Source organism: Serratia sp. TSA_105.2, assembly GCF_052692115.1.
The window spans coordinates 252300-268001 of record NZ_JBQZFT010000001.1; the positions used below are offsets into that span (position 1 = coordinate 252300).

Genomic DNA, 15702 nt, shown 5'->3' on the forward strand with positions numbered 1-15702 from the left:
AGCCGCGTTACGCGGCTTTTTTGTATCTACCGTTCTGACAGGCGTTCGTCGATGCGGCTGGCGTAATTCATCACGTGGAAGGTGTAGTTCTCCTCCACCGTGCCCTGGAACAGATGCGCCCAGGGGCCGATGGCGTAGATGCCGAGATCTTCTCCTCCGTGGGTCTCGCTATTCAGCGGCACCAGCGCCGGCTGAATAAAGTCGGGCGCGGTGGCCTGTTCCATGGTTAATGCCGGGCGTTCGGTCAGCGGGATCGCGCCGCCGGGGCCATTGGCGAAGCCGACGGTGGTGTAAGGCTTGCCGTCGCTGCCCAGCCGCGGTTTGCCGTCGACGCCGACGGAAATGCCGAGGATAGGATTACCTCGCTTGGCATAGCCGGCGATGGTCAACGTGTGGCTGTGATCGCCGGTCACGATCACCAGAGTTTCGTCCAGATTGACCTTATCGACGATGGTTTTCACCGCCTCGTTCAGGGCGACCGCGTCGCTCAGCGTGCGGTAGGCGTTACCGTTGTGGCTACCGTGATCGATGCGTCCCCCCTCCACCAACAGCAGGTAGCCTTCGGAATTCCTGGCCAGAATATCGATGGCCTTGCCGGTCATTTCTGCCAGCGAAGGCTCTCCCGCCGCGTCTTGCCGCCGATCGTGCTCGAAGTTCATGTGCGACGGCTCGAACAGGGCCAACAGGTGGTCGACTTTGGCCGGTTCGATTTTGGCGAACTGCGCCTGATTCCAGATATATTGCCCACGCTCGCCATAGCGTTGTAGCCAGGCCTGCGTCAGATCGCGGCCATCCTTTCTGGCGCCTTTTTTACCGGGATATTCCGGATCGCTCACGCTGTCGGGCAGGAAGTTGGCGCGCCCGCCGCCCATCGCCACGTTGAGGCCGTTGCCGTACTTCATTTCCACCAGTTGGCGCGCGATGTCGCGGCAGCCTGCGGCCAGGGCCGCTGCCGGCATTTTTGCGTCGGATTCCCAATCGCGGTTGGCGATATGGGCATAGGTGGCGCCCGGCGTGGCGTGGGTGATGGTCGCGGTCGTCACGGCGCCGGTGGCCATGCCAAGCGTTGCGGCCATCTCCCACAGCGTGGTGACGGCTTTGGTTTGCTGGTCCTCGCAATTGTTGAGGGTAGCCGTATGGTCGAGGCCCATCAGATCGTTGATGGTTTTGACGCCGGTGGTCATCGCCACTGCGCTGGGCGCGGAGTCGGTGATTTGGGCGTCGGCGGAGTAGGTTTTGGCCGCCGCCAGATAGGGAAAGGCCTCCCAGGCCAGCACGTTGGATTCGCCGTCCACGCCGCGCTGCTGCCCTTCAAAAATGCGGGCGGCGGTCACGGTGGAAAATCCCATGCCGTCACCGACTACCAGAATGACGTTTTTGGCGCGGTTGATATTTGGTGCCTGTTTCAGTCGCTGTTGCAGCTGAGCTTGTGCCTGAAGGAAGTAAGGGTCTTCGCGCTGCGTCAGCTGCGCGTTGTCCGCCGCGCCGGTGGTTGCCGTCCAGCCGGTGAGCAAGGACATGGAAAGCGCCAGGCGGGTTGCCAGTGTGAGTCTGAACATGAATTCCTCCTTGGTGAGACGTAATTCCCATTGCGCGGCGGGGTTGCCTGCTCCCGTCGGCAGAGGAGGAGTGTATAGATTGATTTAACAAAAAATACATAAATTGTTCACAAATTAGATCTGTGTGGCAGTAATGTCATGGCATTCATGTGGCTTATTAATTTATTGAAATATATGGATTTTTTATCTTTCTATTTGCCAGCGCATTCCTTCGTCTTTAATTCAAATTTATTGAACATCTTCATCACGGTTATCCGGCTGTGTTGGTGCGGCAAAGCGCGTAATGTAGCGGCATAGCACAATTTGAACTAAGGATCTCCTTATGAATACCTCTCGTATGCCGGCACTGTTTCTTGGCCACGGTAGCCCGATGAACGTGCTGGAAGACAACCGTTACACCCGGGCATGGCGTGCGTTGGGTGAGTCATTGCCGCGCCCGAAGGCGATCGTGGCGGTTTCCGCGCATTGGTATACCCGCGGCACTGCGGTCACCGCGATGGAAAAACCCAAAACCATTCACGACTTCGGCGGGTTCCCGCAGGCGCTGTTTGATACCCGTTATCCGGCGCCAGGTTCTCCCGCGCTGGCTGCGCAGTTGCAGCGCATGCTGGCGCCGGTGCCGGTGACGGCCGATCTCGGTGAGTGGGGGTTGGATCACGGCACCTGGGGCGTGTTGATCAAGATGTATCCCAATGCCGACATCCCGGTGGTGCAGCTCAGCGTCGACGGCACGCAGCCGGCGGCCTATCACTATGAACTGGGCCGCAAACTCGCTGCGCTGCGCGATGAGGGCGTGATGATCGTCGCCAGCGGCAACGTGGTGCACAACCTGCGCATGGTGAAATGGCAGGGCGATACCAGCGCCTACCCGTGGGCGGAATCGTTCAATAACTTTGTCCGGGATAACCTGCGTTATCGGGGCGAAAACCATCCGCTGGTGGATTTCATGCGCCATGAGGGGGCTGCGCTGTCGAATCCGACGCCGGAACACTATCTGCCGTTGCTGTACGTGCTTGGCGGTTGGGATGGCAAAGAGGCCATCAGCGTGCCGATCGACGGTATCGAAATGGGAGCGCTGAGCATGCTGTCGGTGCAGGTGGGCTAAAGAAAAACGCCAGTCAGAGACTGGCGTTTTTGTCTTCGGCGGGGCGATCAGCCGAGGATGGTGTGCGGATAGAAGCGCGACAGATCCTGCGTGATCAGTTCGCGATCTTCGCGCAGGCCGATACCGCAAGGCTGATCGTTCACCAGCCAGCTGCCGATCAACGTGTAGCTGTCTTCAAACTTCGGCAGCGGGTGGAACTGCTGTACGATCATGCCTTCTTCACCATAAGGTCCGTCCACACGCGCCACTTCCTGACCGTTTTCGACGATCTGGATATTGGCGCCTTCGCGTGAGAACAGCGGCTTGGTGACGTAATGATCCATCGGCGGATGATCGTCTTGCGCGAAATAAGCCGGCAACAGATTCGGGTGGTTCGGGAACATTTCCCACAGCAGCGGCAGCAGCGCCTTGTTGGAGATGATGCTCTTCCAGGCCGGCTCCAGCCAGCGCACGCCGGCGTCTTCGAGCTTGGTGGAGAACATCTCGCGCAGCATGAATTCCCACGGGTAGAGCTTGAACAGGTTGCCGATCACCTGATCCTGCAAATCGGTAAACTGGCCTTTCTCGCCGAGGCCAATATCTTCCATGAACAGGAACTCGGTCGGCAGACCGGCTTCCTGCGCGCAGTCCTGCAGATATTGCACCGTGCCGCGATCTTCTTCGCTGTCCTGGCAGCAGGCCAGGTGCAACAGGCCAAAACCGTGATGCGCTTTCAGCTCGGCGAAACGCTCGATCAGCTTCTCCTGCAGGCTGTTGTACTGATCCGACTCCGGATCCAGTTTGCCTGCGTTGATCTGGTCTTCCAGCCACAGCCACTGGAAGAAGGCCGCCTCATACAGCGAGGTTGGCGTATCGGCGTTGTTCTCCAGCAGCTTCGGCGGGTTGACGCCGTCATAGGCCAGATCGAGACGCGAGTACAGCGATGGCTGATTGGTGCGCCAGGAGCTGCGTACGAACTCCCAGGTGTGTTTCGGGATGCAGAACTTGGCCATCAGCTCGTCGCTGCCGACCACTTTTTCCACCACCTGCAGGCACATCTGGTGCAGTTCGGCGGTGGCGTTTTCGATCTCTTCAATCTGCGCCAGCGTGAACTGGTAATAGGCGTCTTCACACCAGTACGGCTCGCCGTACATGGTGTGGAAACGGAAACCAAACTCGGTCGCTTTTTCACGCCAATCCGGGCGCTCGGTAATAGCAATACGTTTCATGCATCAACCGCCCATGCTGCGAGAGCCGGAGTTGGAGGTGGCGCTGCTGCGCTGCATGCTGGTCTGCTTGGCCACGGTCTCGCCGAAGCCGCCGCGGGTCACGGTGTTGGTGACCGCAGGCTTCGGCGCCATGGCGGTTTTCGGCACCGTCATGGTGCGGCCGCCGGCGGTGGCCGGGCCGTAGCTCTTGCCGCTGGCGTCGACAAACTTGCCGTTCGCCGGGCTGGCGGCGTTCTTGGAGGTGAACAGCGGCTGCTGCGCGAAGCCGGAACCGCCCATCAGGCGACCCATCATGTAGCCCGCCATCAGCGGCATCCAGAAGTTGCCGCTGCTTTGCGATTCCGCCGCCATGCCGGCCTGCGCCGGAGCCTGGGTGCACTGTGCTTCGCCGAATTCGGCGACGCAGTCTTCGCGGGTGGCGTATTTCGGCGCGGTTTTCGCCGCTTCTTGCAGGGCGTTGTTGTAGGAGGTGGTGCACTGCTCGCTCATCGAAGGATTGGCGCGCGAACAGTCATCGGCATTCTGATACAGGGAGACCGTTTCATCGCTTTTCTCGCAGCCGGCCAGCATAAAGACGGCGCTGATCGCCAAAGCCACGGGCGCGACACGGTAGCTGCGCCAGGATTTGCGGAACGTCTCTTGGTTGATGTTTTTTGTCCGTTTCATCGTTATCAATCCCATCATGCGGGCTGTTTTCGCCCTTTCCCAGTAGTGGCGCTAAGGATAGGGGAAACATGGTCAAAATTAAAGCTGAAACGCCCGCAGAATCGACTCTTTACGCAGTTATACGTTGGGGTGTGCGCCAGTTCGCTTTCGCGGCGAAAAAACGCGCGTTGGCGTTTCATCATGAAACGTTGTCGCTATGATGATGTTCCATAATGGAACAAAAATCGCGAAGCTCGCCAGGCGGGCAGCGGTCGCTCATAGTCGAAGCACAACAACAAGCCGGCGGCGAAGTCGGCGCGTCATCACCTGATATCTGAACGTTACCATCGCCAACTCCCTACAAGGATCCGGTTATGTTGAGAATCATCCAGTCACCAGGCAAATATATTCAGGGCGCCAATGCGCTGGCCGCCGTCGGCGAATACGCCAAATCCCTCGCCGATCACTACCTGGTGATCGCTGACGACTTCGTGATGCAGCTGGCGGGCGACACCCTGATGGGCAGCCTGCAGCAGCACGGCGTGAAACATCACGCGGCCCGCTTCAACGGCGAATGCAGCCGCAAAGAGATAGACCGGCTCGGCCATGAGCTGCAGGCTCACGGCTGCCGCGGGGTGATCGGCGTCGGCGGCGGCAAGACGCTCGACACCGCCAAGGCCGTGGCGCACTACCAACAGCTGCCGGTGGTGCTTATTCCCACCATCGCCTCCACCGATGCGCCGACCAGCGCGCTGTCGGTCCTCTACACTGAACAGGGCGAATTCGCCGAATACCTGATTTACCCGCGCAACCCGGACATGGTGGTGATGGACAGCGCCATCATCGCCAAAGCGCCGGTGCGCCTGCTGGTGGCCGGCATGGGCGACGCGCTCTCCACCTATTTCGAAGCCCAGGCCTGCTTCGACGCCCAGGCCACCAGCATGGCCGGCGGCAAATCGACGCTGGCGGCGCTCAGTTTGGCGCGGCTGTGCTATGACACGCTGCTGGCGGAAGGGGTGAAAGCCAAACTGGCGGTCGAGGCCGGCGTGGTGACGGAAGCGGTGGAGCGCATCATTGAGGCCAATACGTATCTGAGCGGTATCGGCTTCGAGAGCAGCGGGTTGGCGGCGGCGCATGCTATTCACAACGGTTTTACCGTGCTCGAAGAGTGCCACCACCTGTATCACGGCGAGAAAGTGGCGTTCGGCACCCTGGCGCAGCTGGTGCTGCAGAACAGCCCGATGGCGCAGATTGAAACCGTGCTGGCGTTTTGCCATGGCATCGGCTTGCCGATCACGCTGGCGCAGATGGGCGTCACCGGCGATGCGACGGCGAAGATCATGGCGGTGGCCGAGGCAAGCTGCGCGGCCGGCGAAACCATTCACAACATGCCGTTCAAGGTCACTCCTGCGGGCGTGCAGGCGGCGATCCTGACGGCGGATAGGCTGGGCGCCGCCTGGCTGCAGCGTCATTGATACCCTTGGGGCGCGGTGCGCCGCGTCCCTGTTCTTACAGAGGAAACCATCGTGAAAAAACTGATTAATCAGGTCGAGTCGGTGTTGGAAGAGCAGTTGCAGGGGCTGGCGGAGGCCCATCCCGAGCTGCTGGTGCACGCGGATCCGGTGTTCGTGACCCGCGCCGATGCGCCGGTGGCGGGCAAGGTGGCGATCCTGTCCGGCGGCGGCAGCGGCCATGAGCCGATGCACTGCGGTTTCGTCGGCGAAGGGATGCTCGATGGCGCCTGTCCGGGCGAGATTTTCACCTCGCCGACGCCGGATAAAATGTACGAGTGCGGCCAGGCGATCGACGGCGGCGCCGGGGTGCTGATGCTGATCAAGAACTACACCGGCGACGTGCTCAACTTCGAAACCGCCACCGAGCTGCTGCACGACAGCGGCGTCGCGGTGGCGACGGTGCTGGTGGATGACGACGTGGCGGTCAAAGACAGCCTGTTTACCGCCGGGCGGCGCGGGGTGGCCAACACCGTACTGATGGAGAAGCTGCTGGGCGCCGCTGCGGCGCGCGGCGACGATCTGGACAGCGTGGTGACGTTAGGGCATCGCATCAACAACCACGGGCACTCAATCGGCATCGCGCTGGGGGCTTGCACCGTACCGGCCGCCGGCAAGCCGTCGTTCACCCTGGCGGAAAACGAAATGGAGTTCGGCGTCGGCATTCACGGCGAGCCGGGCATTGCGCGCCGCCCGTTCACCACGCTCAACGCGGCGGTGGACGACATGTTCCATACGCTGATCGACCACGGCCACTATCAGCGCACGATCCGCGTCTGGGATCGCCAGCAGGGCGAGTGGCGCGACGAGATGCAGACCAAACAGCCGCTGACGCGCGGCGATCGGGCGATCGCGCTGGTCAACAACCTGGGCGCCACGCCACTGTCGGAGCTATACGGCGTGTACCATCGGCTGGCGGAGCGCTGCGCCGAAGCGGGCATCATTATTGAACGCAACCTGGTGGGGTCTTATTGCACCTCGCTCGATATGCAGGGCGTGTCCATCACGCTGTTGAACGTGGACGACGAGCTGTTGTCCTTGTGGGATGCGCCGGTGAAAACGCCTGCGCTGCGTTGGGGTTGCTGAGGAGGAATCATGGCGTTGACCAAACAACAGGTTGTCGATTGGCTGATGCGTTGCGGCGAGGTGTTCAGCCGGGAGCGCGATTTTCTGACCCGGCTGGACACCGAGATCGGTGATGCCGACCACGGTTTGAACATGAATCGCGGTTTCAACAAGGTGGTGGAAAAGCTGCCGTCGGTGGCGAACAAGGATATCGGCTTTATCCTGAAAAACACCGGCATGACGCTGCTGTCGAGCGTGGGCGGCGCCAGCGGTCCGCTGTTCGGCACCTTCTTCATCCGCGCGGCGCAGGCGGCGAACGCCAAGCAAAGCCTGGATCTGCCGGAGCTGCATCAGATGATGCAAGAGGGGGTGGAAGGCGTGGTGATGCGCGGTAAGGCGGAGCCGGGCGATAAAACCATGTGCGATGTCTGGTGGCCGGTGGTGGAAAGCCTCGGCCAGTCCGCGCAGCAGAACCTGAGCGTGGCGGAAGCGCTGCAGCGCGCCGCCGACAGCGCCGAGCGGGCGGTGGAGAGCACCATTACCATGCAGGCGCGCAAGGGGCGGGCCAGTTATCTGGGCGAGCGCAGCATCGGCCACCAGGATCCCGGCGCCACTTCGGTGATGCTGATGATGAAAACGCTGGCTGAGGTCGCCGGTAGTTAGCCGTAGCAGGAGGCGAGATGATTAATATCGTGGTGGTTTCGCACAGCGCGTTGCTGGCGCGCGGCGTTGAGCAGTTGGCGCGGCAGATGATGCGCGGCGACGGTTGCAAGCTGGCGCTGGCGGCGGGCGTGGATGACGAGGAACACCCGATCGGCACCGACGCGGTCAAAGTGATGGAGGCGATCGAAGCGGTCGCCGACGGTGACGGCGTTCTGGTGCTGATGGATTTGGGTAGCGCGCTGCTCAGTGCCGAAACCGCGCTCGATCTGCTGGACCCGGACGTGGCTGTCAAAGTGCGGCTGTGTGCGGCACCGCTGGTCGAAGGCACGCTGGCGGCGGTGGTGGCCGCCAACTCCGGTGCCTCGCTGGAGCAGGTGGTGGCGGAGGCGCAGGGCGCGCTGCAGGCCAAACAGGCGCAGCTGGGCGAAGGCTCGCCGGCCGCGAAAAGCGCGGCTTTGCCGCTGGCGCAGGGCAAAAGCGCAACCTGGACGGTGCAGAACCCGCACGGGCTGCACGCGCGCCCGGCGGCGCGGCTGGTCGAGACGCTGGCGCCGTTCAGGGCCGAGCTGGTGCTGGAAAAGCAGGGGCAGTGCGTCGATCCGCGCAGCCTCAATCAGTTGGCGCTGTTGCAGGTGCGCCACGGCGACACTATTCGCCTGATCGCCGACGGCGCGCAGGCGGACGAGGCGCTGGCGGCGTTCAACGCGCTGGCGGAACAGCATTTCGGCGAGACGGTCTCCGAGCGGCAGCAGCCTTCGCTGCACGGTATCCCGGTGGCGGAAAGCGTCACCAGCGGGCCGGTGTTCCAGGCCCACAGCTTCTGGCCGCCAACCGCCGATCGACGGATTGGCGCGGACGAGGTGTTGGGCGAACAGCAACGCCTGCGTGAGGCGCTGCAGCACACCCTGAGCGATCTGAATCGGCTGGCGGAACGCACCGGTACGCTGATCGGCAAGCCGCAGGCGGCGATCTTTGGCGCCCACAGCATGCTGTTGGACGATCCGGATCTGCAGCAGGCGGCTTACACCCGCATCGCGCAGCAGCTGTGCTGCGCCGAACAGGCCTGGCGGCAGGTGCTGGAAGCGATCGCCGAAGAGTACCGCGAGCTGGATGACGACTACATGCGGGCGCGTGAACTGGACGTGCGCGACATGCTGCGCCGCACGCTGTGCCATCTACAGGGGCTGCCGCTGTCGGCCATCGCGCTGGCAGAGCCGTCGATACTGGTGATGGACGAGCTGATGCCTTCGGAGGTGGTGATGCTCGACAGGCGGCTGGTGCTCGGCATCTGCCTGAGCGGTGGCAATGCCCTGTCGCACAGCGCCATTCTGGCGAAGGCGATGGGCATTCCGATGGTGGTCGGTATGCAGGATTGCCTGAGCAAAACCCGCAGCGGGCAGAAGGCGATGCTGGACGCTGCGCGCGGGGTGTTGCAGCTCAGCCACTAGGCGCGCAGCTTGAACTGGCGGATGTCGATCCCATGCTGTTTGATCTTCCGCCACAGGGTGGTGCGGCCGATACCCAGCAGCTGCGCCATCTCCGTCAACTGACCACGGCTGACGGTCGCCGCGCGGAGGATCGCCTGGCGCTCCATGTCCGTCAGCGTCAACAGCGGCGCGCCGGGCTGCGGATCGCTCTCCAGCAGCGACGGCTGGCCGAGCAGGTGTGCCGGCAAATCTGCTAACTGGATGTGGTGGCCGTGGCAAATCATCGCCGCGCGCTCCACCACCCCTTTCAGTTCCAAATCGTTGCCCGGCCACAGGTAGAGCGCCAGTTGGGCCATCACTTCGTCATCCACCCGAAAGCGACACTGAAAGTGTTGCTCCAGCGCGCGCAGATGGTGTTTGACCAGCAGCGGAATATCGCTCAGCCGCTGGCGCAGCGGCGGGATCTGGATCTCGAAGGCTTGCAGGCTGTAAAACAGCTGGCGGCGGAGGCGGTTTTGTTGCACCAGCAGCGGCAGATCGGCGGCGCTGCCGGCGATCACCCGCACATCGACGGGGATCACTCGGCTGGAATTGAGGCGGATCACCACGCCGGTTTTCAGCACCTGCAGCAACGCCGACTGCATCTCCGCCGGCAGGTATTCGATCTGTTCGAGATACAGCGTGCCGCCGTTGGCCAATTCGAATTTGCTGAGCTGGCCCGCCTCTTCTTCGCTGGCGTCGCTGCCCAGCAGTTCACGCAGCCCCTGCGCCTGCGGCAACAGCTGGCAGTTGAGGGCGATATACGGCCCGGCGGCGCGTTCGCCGGCGTTGTGGATAGCCTGGCTGAGCCGCTCTTTGCCAACCCCTTCCTCCCCGCGCAGCAGGATCGGATGCTGGCCCTTGGCCGCCTGCTGCCCGTAACGGATCAGTCGCCGCATTTCCAGCGAGGCGGAGGGCATCTGTTCGAAGCTGTGGCTGACGCGCCCCAACTGGCTGCTGACATATTGGCGCAGCCGCTCGAGTGGGTGCAGCAGGGCGATAAAACTGCAGCGATCGCCGTCGAAAATCGGCTTGAGCGTCAGCAAGGCGGCAATAAACTGCCGCTGGCTTTCGAAGGTGACTTCGACGTGTTGCAGCGGCTGCCGGTCGGCGATGGCGCGCTTGAGCAGGGCGGGCAGCGTCAGCAGCTGCGCCAGCGGTTTGCCCTGGCTCTGCTGCTCGTCCAGCTTCAGCAGGGCGGCGGCGCGCTGGTTGATATATTGCAGGTAGCCACGGTGATCCCAGGCCATGACGCCGTCGTCTACGCCGTCCAGCAGGCCGTAAAGCTGGTTAAGATGGCGGTTGGATTCCGCCAGCAGGCCGTCGGCGTTCAGCGAATTGCCGATTTCGCGAGCGATGGCCAGCGTCAGCGACAGATCGCCGGCGGCGCAGTCGGCCAGCAGGCAGCCCAGCGCGATCGAGCCGCGTTGGCGGCCGCTGTTGTCGTAGACCGGCGTCGCGCAGAATGACCAGCCGTGCAGCGCCCGGCGCACGTGCTCCTCGCCGCTCACCCGCACCGGGTGGCCTTCCGTCGCCGCCAGCGCCGGGGCGTTGGTGCCGATCTGCCCCTCGGCCCAGTAAGCGCCGGGGGCGAACCCCAATGGCTGCAACAGCTCCCAGGTTTGGGTGTCGCCGCAGCGCCACAGCATGCAGCCGCTCTCGTCGAGGATCATCAACAGGCAACGACGCGGCTCCATGTATTCGCAGGCGTCCTCCAGCGCCGCCTGGCCGAGCGTCAGCAGGTCGTTCTTGCGGCGGCAAATCGATTCGAAGGTGGCGCCCTGGGCGCGGTGCGGTGCTTGCCAGACGTCGGGCTGCATCAGGCTGCGGCAGCGCAGCCAGGAGGCGTAAACCGCCTGTGTCGGGCGCAGCGGCGGCGGCAGTTCGCCGTCGTTAATCAAGCGCTGCCAGCGTGAATCGTTGTCCATCGAACCTCACCAGACTGCGAAAACGAGAGTGACGATGATACCACCTGGCACAGCGGCGGCTGTGAGGCGGCGGGCAGAAGTGGGGGAAATCGGGGCAAAAAAAACGGGGCGCGGCGCAGGCCGGACCCCGTATTTATCAACGCGTGCGCATCAGTTGCGGAATGGGTTGCCGCTCTGGCGAGCCGGTTGGCTGGTGGTGACGGCCGGCGCGGATGCGCGAGTGGCCGCCGGTACCGGCGCTGCGGTTTGCTGCATTGGCGCATTGTCCTGATAACCGTCCGCATAGGCGTCCTGCGCGCGGTTCTGCGGCGCCACGGCGTCAGGTGCGGTCGACACCGGTTTACCCAACGCGCCATTCAACAGCAGCAGATCGTTCTGGTTCAGCGTGCCGAGCGCCGACTTGATGTTCAGCTGGTTGATCAGATAGGTATAACGCGCGTCGGACAGCTGACGTTTGGCGTTATACAGGGTGGTGGTGGCGTCCAGCACATCGACGATGGTGCGGGTACCAACCTGATAACCGGCTTCCATCGCATCCAGAGAGCTCTGCGCGGAAATCACCGCCTGTTTGTAGGCGTTGATGCTGCTGATCGAGGCATTGACGTTGTTGAACGACGAACGCACGGTCTGCACCACGCTGCGGTGTGAGCTTTCCAACTGCTCGCTGGCGCCGACGAAGCCGTACTGCGCTTGTTTCACCTGGGAATTGGTCGCGCCGCCGCTGTACAGCGGCAGGTTGAAGCTGATGCCGACCTTATTTTGGCCCGCATCGGAGTCGCTGTAGCGCGCGGCATTCGCGCCGCCGGTGTTGGATCCGTTGTATTTGGTATTGCTGATGCCGGTTGACGCGCTGACGTCAATCGTCGGCATATAGCCGGTTTGGGCTGCGCGGATTTGCTCGCGCGCCAGATCCTGGCTCAGACGGGCGGACAGCAGGCTCAGGTTGCGCGCTTCCGCTTCTTTCAGCAGGTTGTTCACCGCTTCCGGGCGCTGGGTACTGAAGCGATCGGTGTTCAGTGAGGCCAGCTCCGGGTAGAAGGCCCCGGTCACCTGGCGCAGCGTTTCCAGCGCATTATCCAGATCGTTGCGGGCGGAGACTTCCGCCGCCAGCACGGTGTCATAGTTCGAGCGGGCGTTCTGCACGTCAGTGATCGCCACCAGGCCCACGTTGAAGCGTTGGGTGGTTTGATCCAGCGTGCGGTATACCGCATCTTTCTGCGCCTGGGTATAGGACAGCGTGTCGATCGCTTTCAGCACGTTGAAGTAGGCGGTGGCGGTGTTGAGAATCAGCGACTGCTCGGCGGTTTGGAAGGTGACGTCGGAGATGCCGGCGGTTTTTTCCTGCAGCGTCAGCTGGCGCCATTTCGACATGTCGAAAATAGTTTGCGTCAGCGCCAACGAACCGCTGGTCACGTTGCTGTTAACGCCATTGCTGTCACGATAACCGTTGGTGTAATCGTAACCTGCGGTTAAACCGAGCTGCGGCAACAGCGGGCTGCGCGCTTCATTGATCTTTTCGAATGCGGCGTCGCGGTCAGCTGCACTTTTGCGCAGATCCGGGTTACTTTCCCTGGCCTGTTTGTAGACCTGCAGCAGGTTCTCTGCCTGGCTCATTGCACTGAAGCCGCCCAGGCTCAGTCCGATAAGAAGGGGGAGCAGTTTCTTCATTTGCATTCCTTGTTGTGCAGCAATATTGCTATGTTAGCGCTGACGATAGACGAAATAGTTGCCGATTCTAGCAGAGTCTGCGGTACGCATCAGGTGGCTGAATGTGCCATCTCGCGTAACTTTTACCTTTCAGACCGCCCATTTACCTTGGCGTACTGCCCGGGTCGACTGCAGCTGATATTATGGCTGACAATCCGGATTGTTTCCCGCTATTACCTGCGAGCGCACAAACGTGCCGCATCCGGCGGCGAAAAACAGCCTAACATAAAGCCGCGGCGGAGAGTCCCGCTGTTTCTGTCATCAAAACCGTTTATTTTATCGGCATACTCAAGCAGGAGAATTCGCGCATGAACCGTTCGCAGCCGTCACCCGTCACTTTCGATAAAAAAGATGTAGAAATTATTGCACGCGAGACGCTGTACCGTGGTTTTTTTTCACTCAATTTATACCGGTTTCGCCATCGTTTGTTCAATGGCGAAATGAGCCCTGAAATCACGCGTGAAATTTTCGAGCGTGGTCATGCGGCGGTGCTGTTGCCCTACGATCCGGTGCGCGACGAAGTGGTACTGATTGAACAACTGCGCATCGCCGCGGTCGATACCAGTAATTCGCCCTGGCTGCTGGAAATGGTGGCGGGTATGATCGAAACCGGCGAAAGCGTCGAGGATGTGTGCCGCCGCGAAGCGCAGGAAGAGGCCGGCGTGGTGGTCGGGCGCTGCAAACCGGTGCTGAGCTATCTGGCCAGCCCGGGGGGCACCAGCGAACGTCTGTCGATCATGGTCGGCGAGGTGGACGCCGGCACCGCCGAAGGCATCCATGGCCTGGCGGAAGAACATGAAGATATCCGCGTCCACGTGGTCAGCCGCGAGCAGGCTTACCGCTGGGTGGAGGAGGGCGCGATCGATAACGCCGCATCAGTGATTGCATTGCAATGGCTGGCGTTGCACCATGAATCGTTGAGAAAAGAGTGGGCCAACTAATGAAACAGCGCTATACCCCTGATTTCCCCGAAATGATGAGATTGTGCGAAACCAACTTCGCGCAATTGCGCCGCTTGCTGCCGCGCAACGACGAAGCGGGCGAAACGGTGACTTATCAGGTGAACGGCGCCGGCTATCGTTTGACCATCGTTGAGTCCACGCGTTACACGTCGCTGGTGGAGATCGAGCAGATCTTTCCGGCGGTCAGCTACTGGAGCCTGCCCGCGATGACGGTGCGGTTGTACCATGACGCCATGGTTGCGGAAGTGTGTTCCAGTCAGCAGATCTACCGCTTTAAAGCGCGTTATGATTATCCTAATAAAAAGTTGCATCAACGCGACGAAAAGCATCAAATTAACCAGTTTCTTGCTGATTGGCTGCGCTACTGTTTGGCGCATGGAGCGATGGCGGTTCCGGTTTGTTAGACAGACTGAAATAACAAAGGACACCATTTGGAAAGCCTGTTTAAACTGCCCGTGGCGAGTGGGGCCGCGGTCAGGATTCTACAAATAACAGATACCCACCTTTTTGCCGGTGAACACGAGACGCTGCTCGGCATCAATACCTATCGCAGCTATCACGCGGTGCTGGACGCCATTCAGGCGCAGCGCCGCGACGTCGATTTGATCGTCGCCACGGGAGATTTGGCGCAGGATCATTCGCAAGAGGCGTACCGCCACTTCGCCGCCGGCATCGCGCAACTGCCGGCACCCTGCGTGTGGCTGCCGGGCAACCACGATTTCCAACCGGCGATGGTCGACGCGTTGGCCGCCGCCGGCATTGCGCCTTCCAAACAGGTGCTGCTGGGCGATAGCTGGCAGGTGCTGATGTTGGACAGCCAGGTGTTCGGCGTACCGCACGGCGAATTGAGCGAATACCAGCTCGAGTGGATGGAGCGCTGCCTGCAGGCTCATCCCGAGCGCTATACGCTGTTGCTGCTGCACCATCATCCGCTGCCGTCCGGTTGCACCTGGCTCGATCAGCACAGCCTGCGCAACCCGCATATGCTGGGCGCGATCCTGCTGCGTTATCCGAAAGTGAATACCGTGGTGTGCGGGCACATTCACCAGGATCTGGATCTGGAATGGCAGGGCCGGCGCCTGTTGGCGACGCCGTCCACCTGCGTGCAATTCAAGCCGCACTGCACGAACTTCACCATCGACGACGTCTCCCCCGGCTGGCGCTACCTCGATCTGCTGCCGGACGGCCGCGTCGAGACGCAGGTGTTCCGCCTGGAAAACGACGATTTCCGCCCCGATATGGACTCGGATGGATACTGATGCCTTCGACACTGCTCTACCTGCACGGTTTCAATAGTTCGCCGCAGTCGGCCAAGGCGGTGGCCTTCAAGGCCTGGCTAGCCGAGCACCATCCCGACATCGAGATGCTGGTGCCACAGCTGCCGGCTTTTCCGGCGGAGGCCGCCGAGATGCTGGAAAATATGGTGCTGGAGCGCGCCGGCCAAACGCTCGGGCTGGTCGGCTCATCGCTGGGCGGCTATTACGCCACCTGGTTGTCGCAGTGTTTTTCGCTGCCGGCGGTGGTGGTCAACCCGGCGGTCAAGCCGTTTGAGCTGCTGGTCGACTATCTCGGCGCCAACGAGAACCCCTACACCGGCCAGCAATATGTGTTAGAGTCTCGGCACGTTTACGATCTGAAAGTGATGCAGATCGATCCCTTGGAGTCGCCGGATTTAATCTGGCTGCTGCAGCAAACGGGCGATGAAATTCTCGATTACGGCCAGGCAGTGGCGTATTACACCGCGTGTCGGCAAACGGTGGAGTCGGGTGGAAACCACGCCTTCGTCGGTTTCGAGCACTACTTCCCCCAGATTGTGGATTTTTTAGGGCTAAACGCGGTCTGACGGACCGTTCCGGCACCTCCCTTTAACCACGAAAAAATAA

15 protein-coding genes are annotated in these 15702 nt (G+C 61.5%); 10 read left to right on the forward strand and 5 right to left on the reverse strand.

The genetic code is table 11. The features are described from left to right. Positions 1-26: 26 nt before the first annotated feature. Complete coding sequence (locus ACUTSC_RS01105) at positions 27-1559, reverse strand: alkaline phosphatase (protein WP_197767494.1); 1533 nt, start codon at positions 1557-1559, stop codon at positions 27-29. Between the two features lie 322 nt (positions 1560-1881). Here ACUTSC_RS01105 and ygiD point away from each other — a divergent pair, with 322 nt between their 5' ends. After that, entirely contained in the window at positions 1882-2664 is a 783-nt protein-coding gene (gene ygiD / locus ACUTSC_RS01110) for a 4,5-DOPA-extradiol-dioxygenase (protein ID WP_047570468.1), read from the forward strand. A gap of 47 nt (positions 2665-2711) precedes the next feature. Here ygiD and ACUTSC_RS01115 read toward each other — a convergent pair whose 3' ends face one another. Both ACUTSC_RS01115 and ACUTSC_RS01120 read right to left on the reverse strand, forming a co-directional pair. After that, a complete protein-coding gene (locus tag ACUTSC_RS01115) occupies positions 2712-3872 on the reverse strand; it encodes a glutathionylspermidine synthase family protein (protein ID WP_164141355.1) in 1161 nt (386 codons plus the stop codon). A gap of 3 nt (positions 3873-3875) precedes the next feature. Next, positions 3876-4538 carry a DUF1190 family protein gene (locus tag ACUTSC_RS01120; protein WP_197767493.1) on the reverse strand — a complete coding sequence of 221 codons (663 nt, stop codon included), beginning with the start codon at positions 4536-4538 and terminating at the stop codon, positions 3876-3878. 68 nt (positions 4539-4606) lie between these two features. Between ACUTSC_RS01120 and ACUTSC_RS01125 the strand changes: the two genes are divergently transcribed. From ACUTSC_RS01125 to dhaM, 5 genes are all read left to right on the forward strand, one after another. After that, positions 4607-4738, forward strand: coding sequence for a hypothetical protein (locus ACUTSC_RS01125; protein WP_255411660.1), 132 nt, complete (start codon positions 4607-4609; stop codon positions 4736-4738). Between the two features lie 153 nt (positions 4739-4891). Further along, on the forward strand, positions 4892-5992 hold the full coding sequence (locus ACUTSC_RS01130) for a glycerol dehydrogenase (RefSeq protein ID WP_445653034.1): 1101 nt from the start codon (positions 4892-4894) through the stop codon (positions 5990-5992). Between the two features lie 51 nt (positions 5993-6043). Next, on the forward strand, positions 6044-7114 hold the full coding sequence (gene dhaK, locus ACUTSC_RS01135; RefSeq protein WP_060422900.1) for a dihydroxyacetone kinase subunit DhaK: 1071 nt from the start codon (positions 6044-6046) through the stop codon (positions 7112-7114). Between the two features lie 9 nt (positions 7115-7123). Beyond that, a complete protein-coding gene (gene dhaL / locus ACUTSC_RS01140; protein WP_197767491.1) occupies positions 7124-7756 on the forward strand; it encodes a dihydroxyacetone kinase subunit DhaL in 633 nt (210 codons plus the stop codon). Between the two features lie 17 nt (positions 7757-7773). Continuing rightward, entirely contained in the window at positions 7774-9204 is a 1431-nt protein-coding gene (gene dhaM / locus ACUTSC_RS01145; protein ID WP_197767490.1) for a dihydroxyacetone kinase phosphoryl donor subunit DhaM, read from the forward strand. Here the strand turns inward: dhaM and dhaR are convergent. Further along, positions 9201-11150 (reverse strand): dihydroxyacetone kinase operon transcriptional regulator DhaR, encoded by a 1950-nt coding sequence (gene dhaR, locus ACUTSC_RS01150; RefSeq protein WP_445653035.1) that lies wholly within the window; start codon positions 11148-11150, stop codon positions 9201-9203. The two genes, dhaM and dhaR, sit on opposite strands and share 4 nt — an antisense overlap. A 150-nt stretch (positions 11151-11300) precedes the next feature. Further along, positions 11301-12818, reverse strand: coding sequence for a multidrug efflux transporter outer membrane subunit HasF (gene hasF, locus ACUTSC_RS01155; protein WP_060439221.1), 1518 nt, complete (start codon positions 12816-12818; stop codon positions 11301-11303). A gap of 347 nt (positions 12819-13165) precedes the next feature. Between hasF and nudF the strand changes: the two genes are divergently transcribed. From nudF to yqiA, 4 genes are read left to right on the forward strand one after another with little or no spacing between them, the layout of a single operon-like run. Beyond that, on the forward strand, positions 13166-13798 hold the full coding sequence (gene nudF / locus ACUTSC_RS01160) for an ADP-ribose diphosphatase (RefSeq protein WP_004937242.1): 633 nt from the start codon (positions 13166-13168) through the stop codon (positions 13796-13798). Next, positions 13798-14223, forward strand: a complete 426-nt coding sequence (locus tag ACUTSC_RS01165; RefSeq protein ID WP_004937244.1) for a DUF1249 family protein — start codon at positions 13798-13800, stop codon at positions 14221-14223. The genes nudF and ACUTSC_RS01165 overlap by 1 nt, the downstream gene beginning before the upstream one ends. Before the next feature lie 27 nt (positions 14224-14250). Continuing rightward, entirely contained in the window at positions 14251-15078 is an 828-nt protein-coding gene (gene cpdA / locus ACUTSC_RS01170) for a 3',5'-cyclic-AMP phosphodiesterase (RefSeq protein ID WP_033636061.1), read from the forward strand. Continuing rightward, a complete protein-coding gene (yqiA, locus tag ACUTSC_RS01175; RefSeq protein WP_025304306.1) occupies positions 15078-15662 on the forward strand; it encodes an esterase YqiA in 585 nt (194 codons plus the stop codon). The genes cpdA and yqiA overlap by 1 nt, the downstream gene beginning before the upstream one ends. Positions 15663-15702 lie beyond the last annotated feature (40 nt).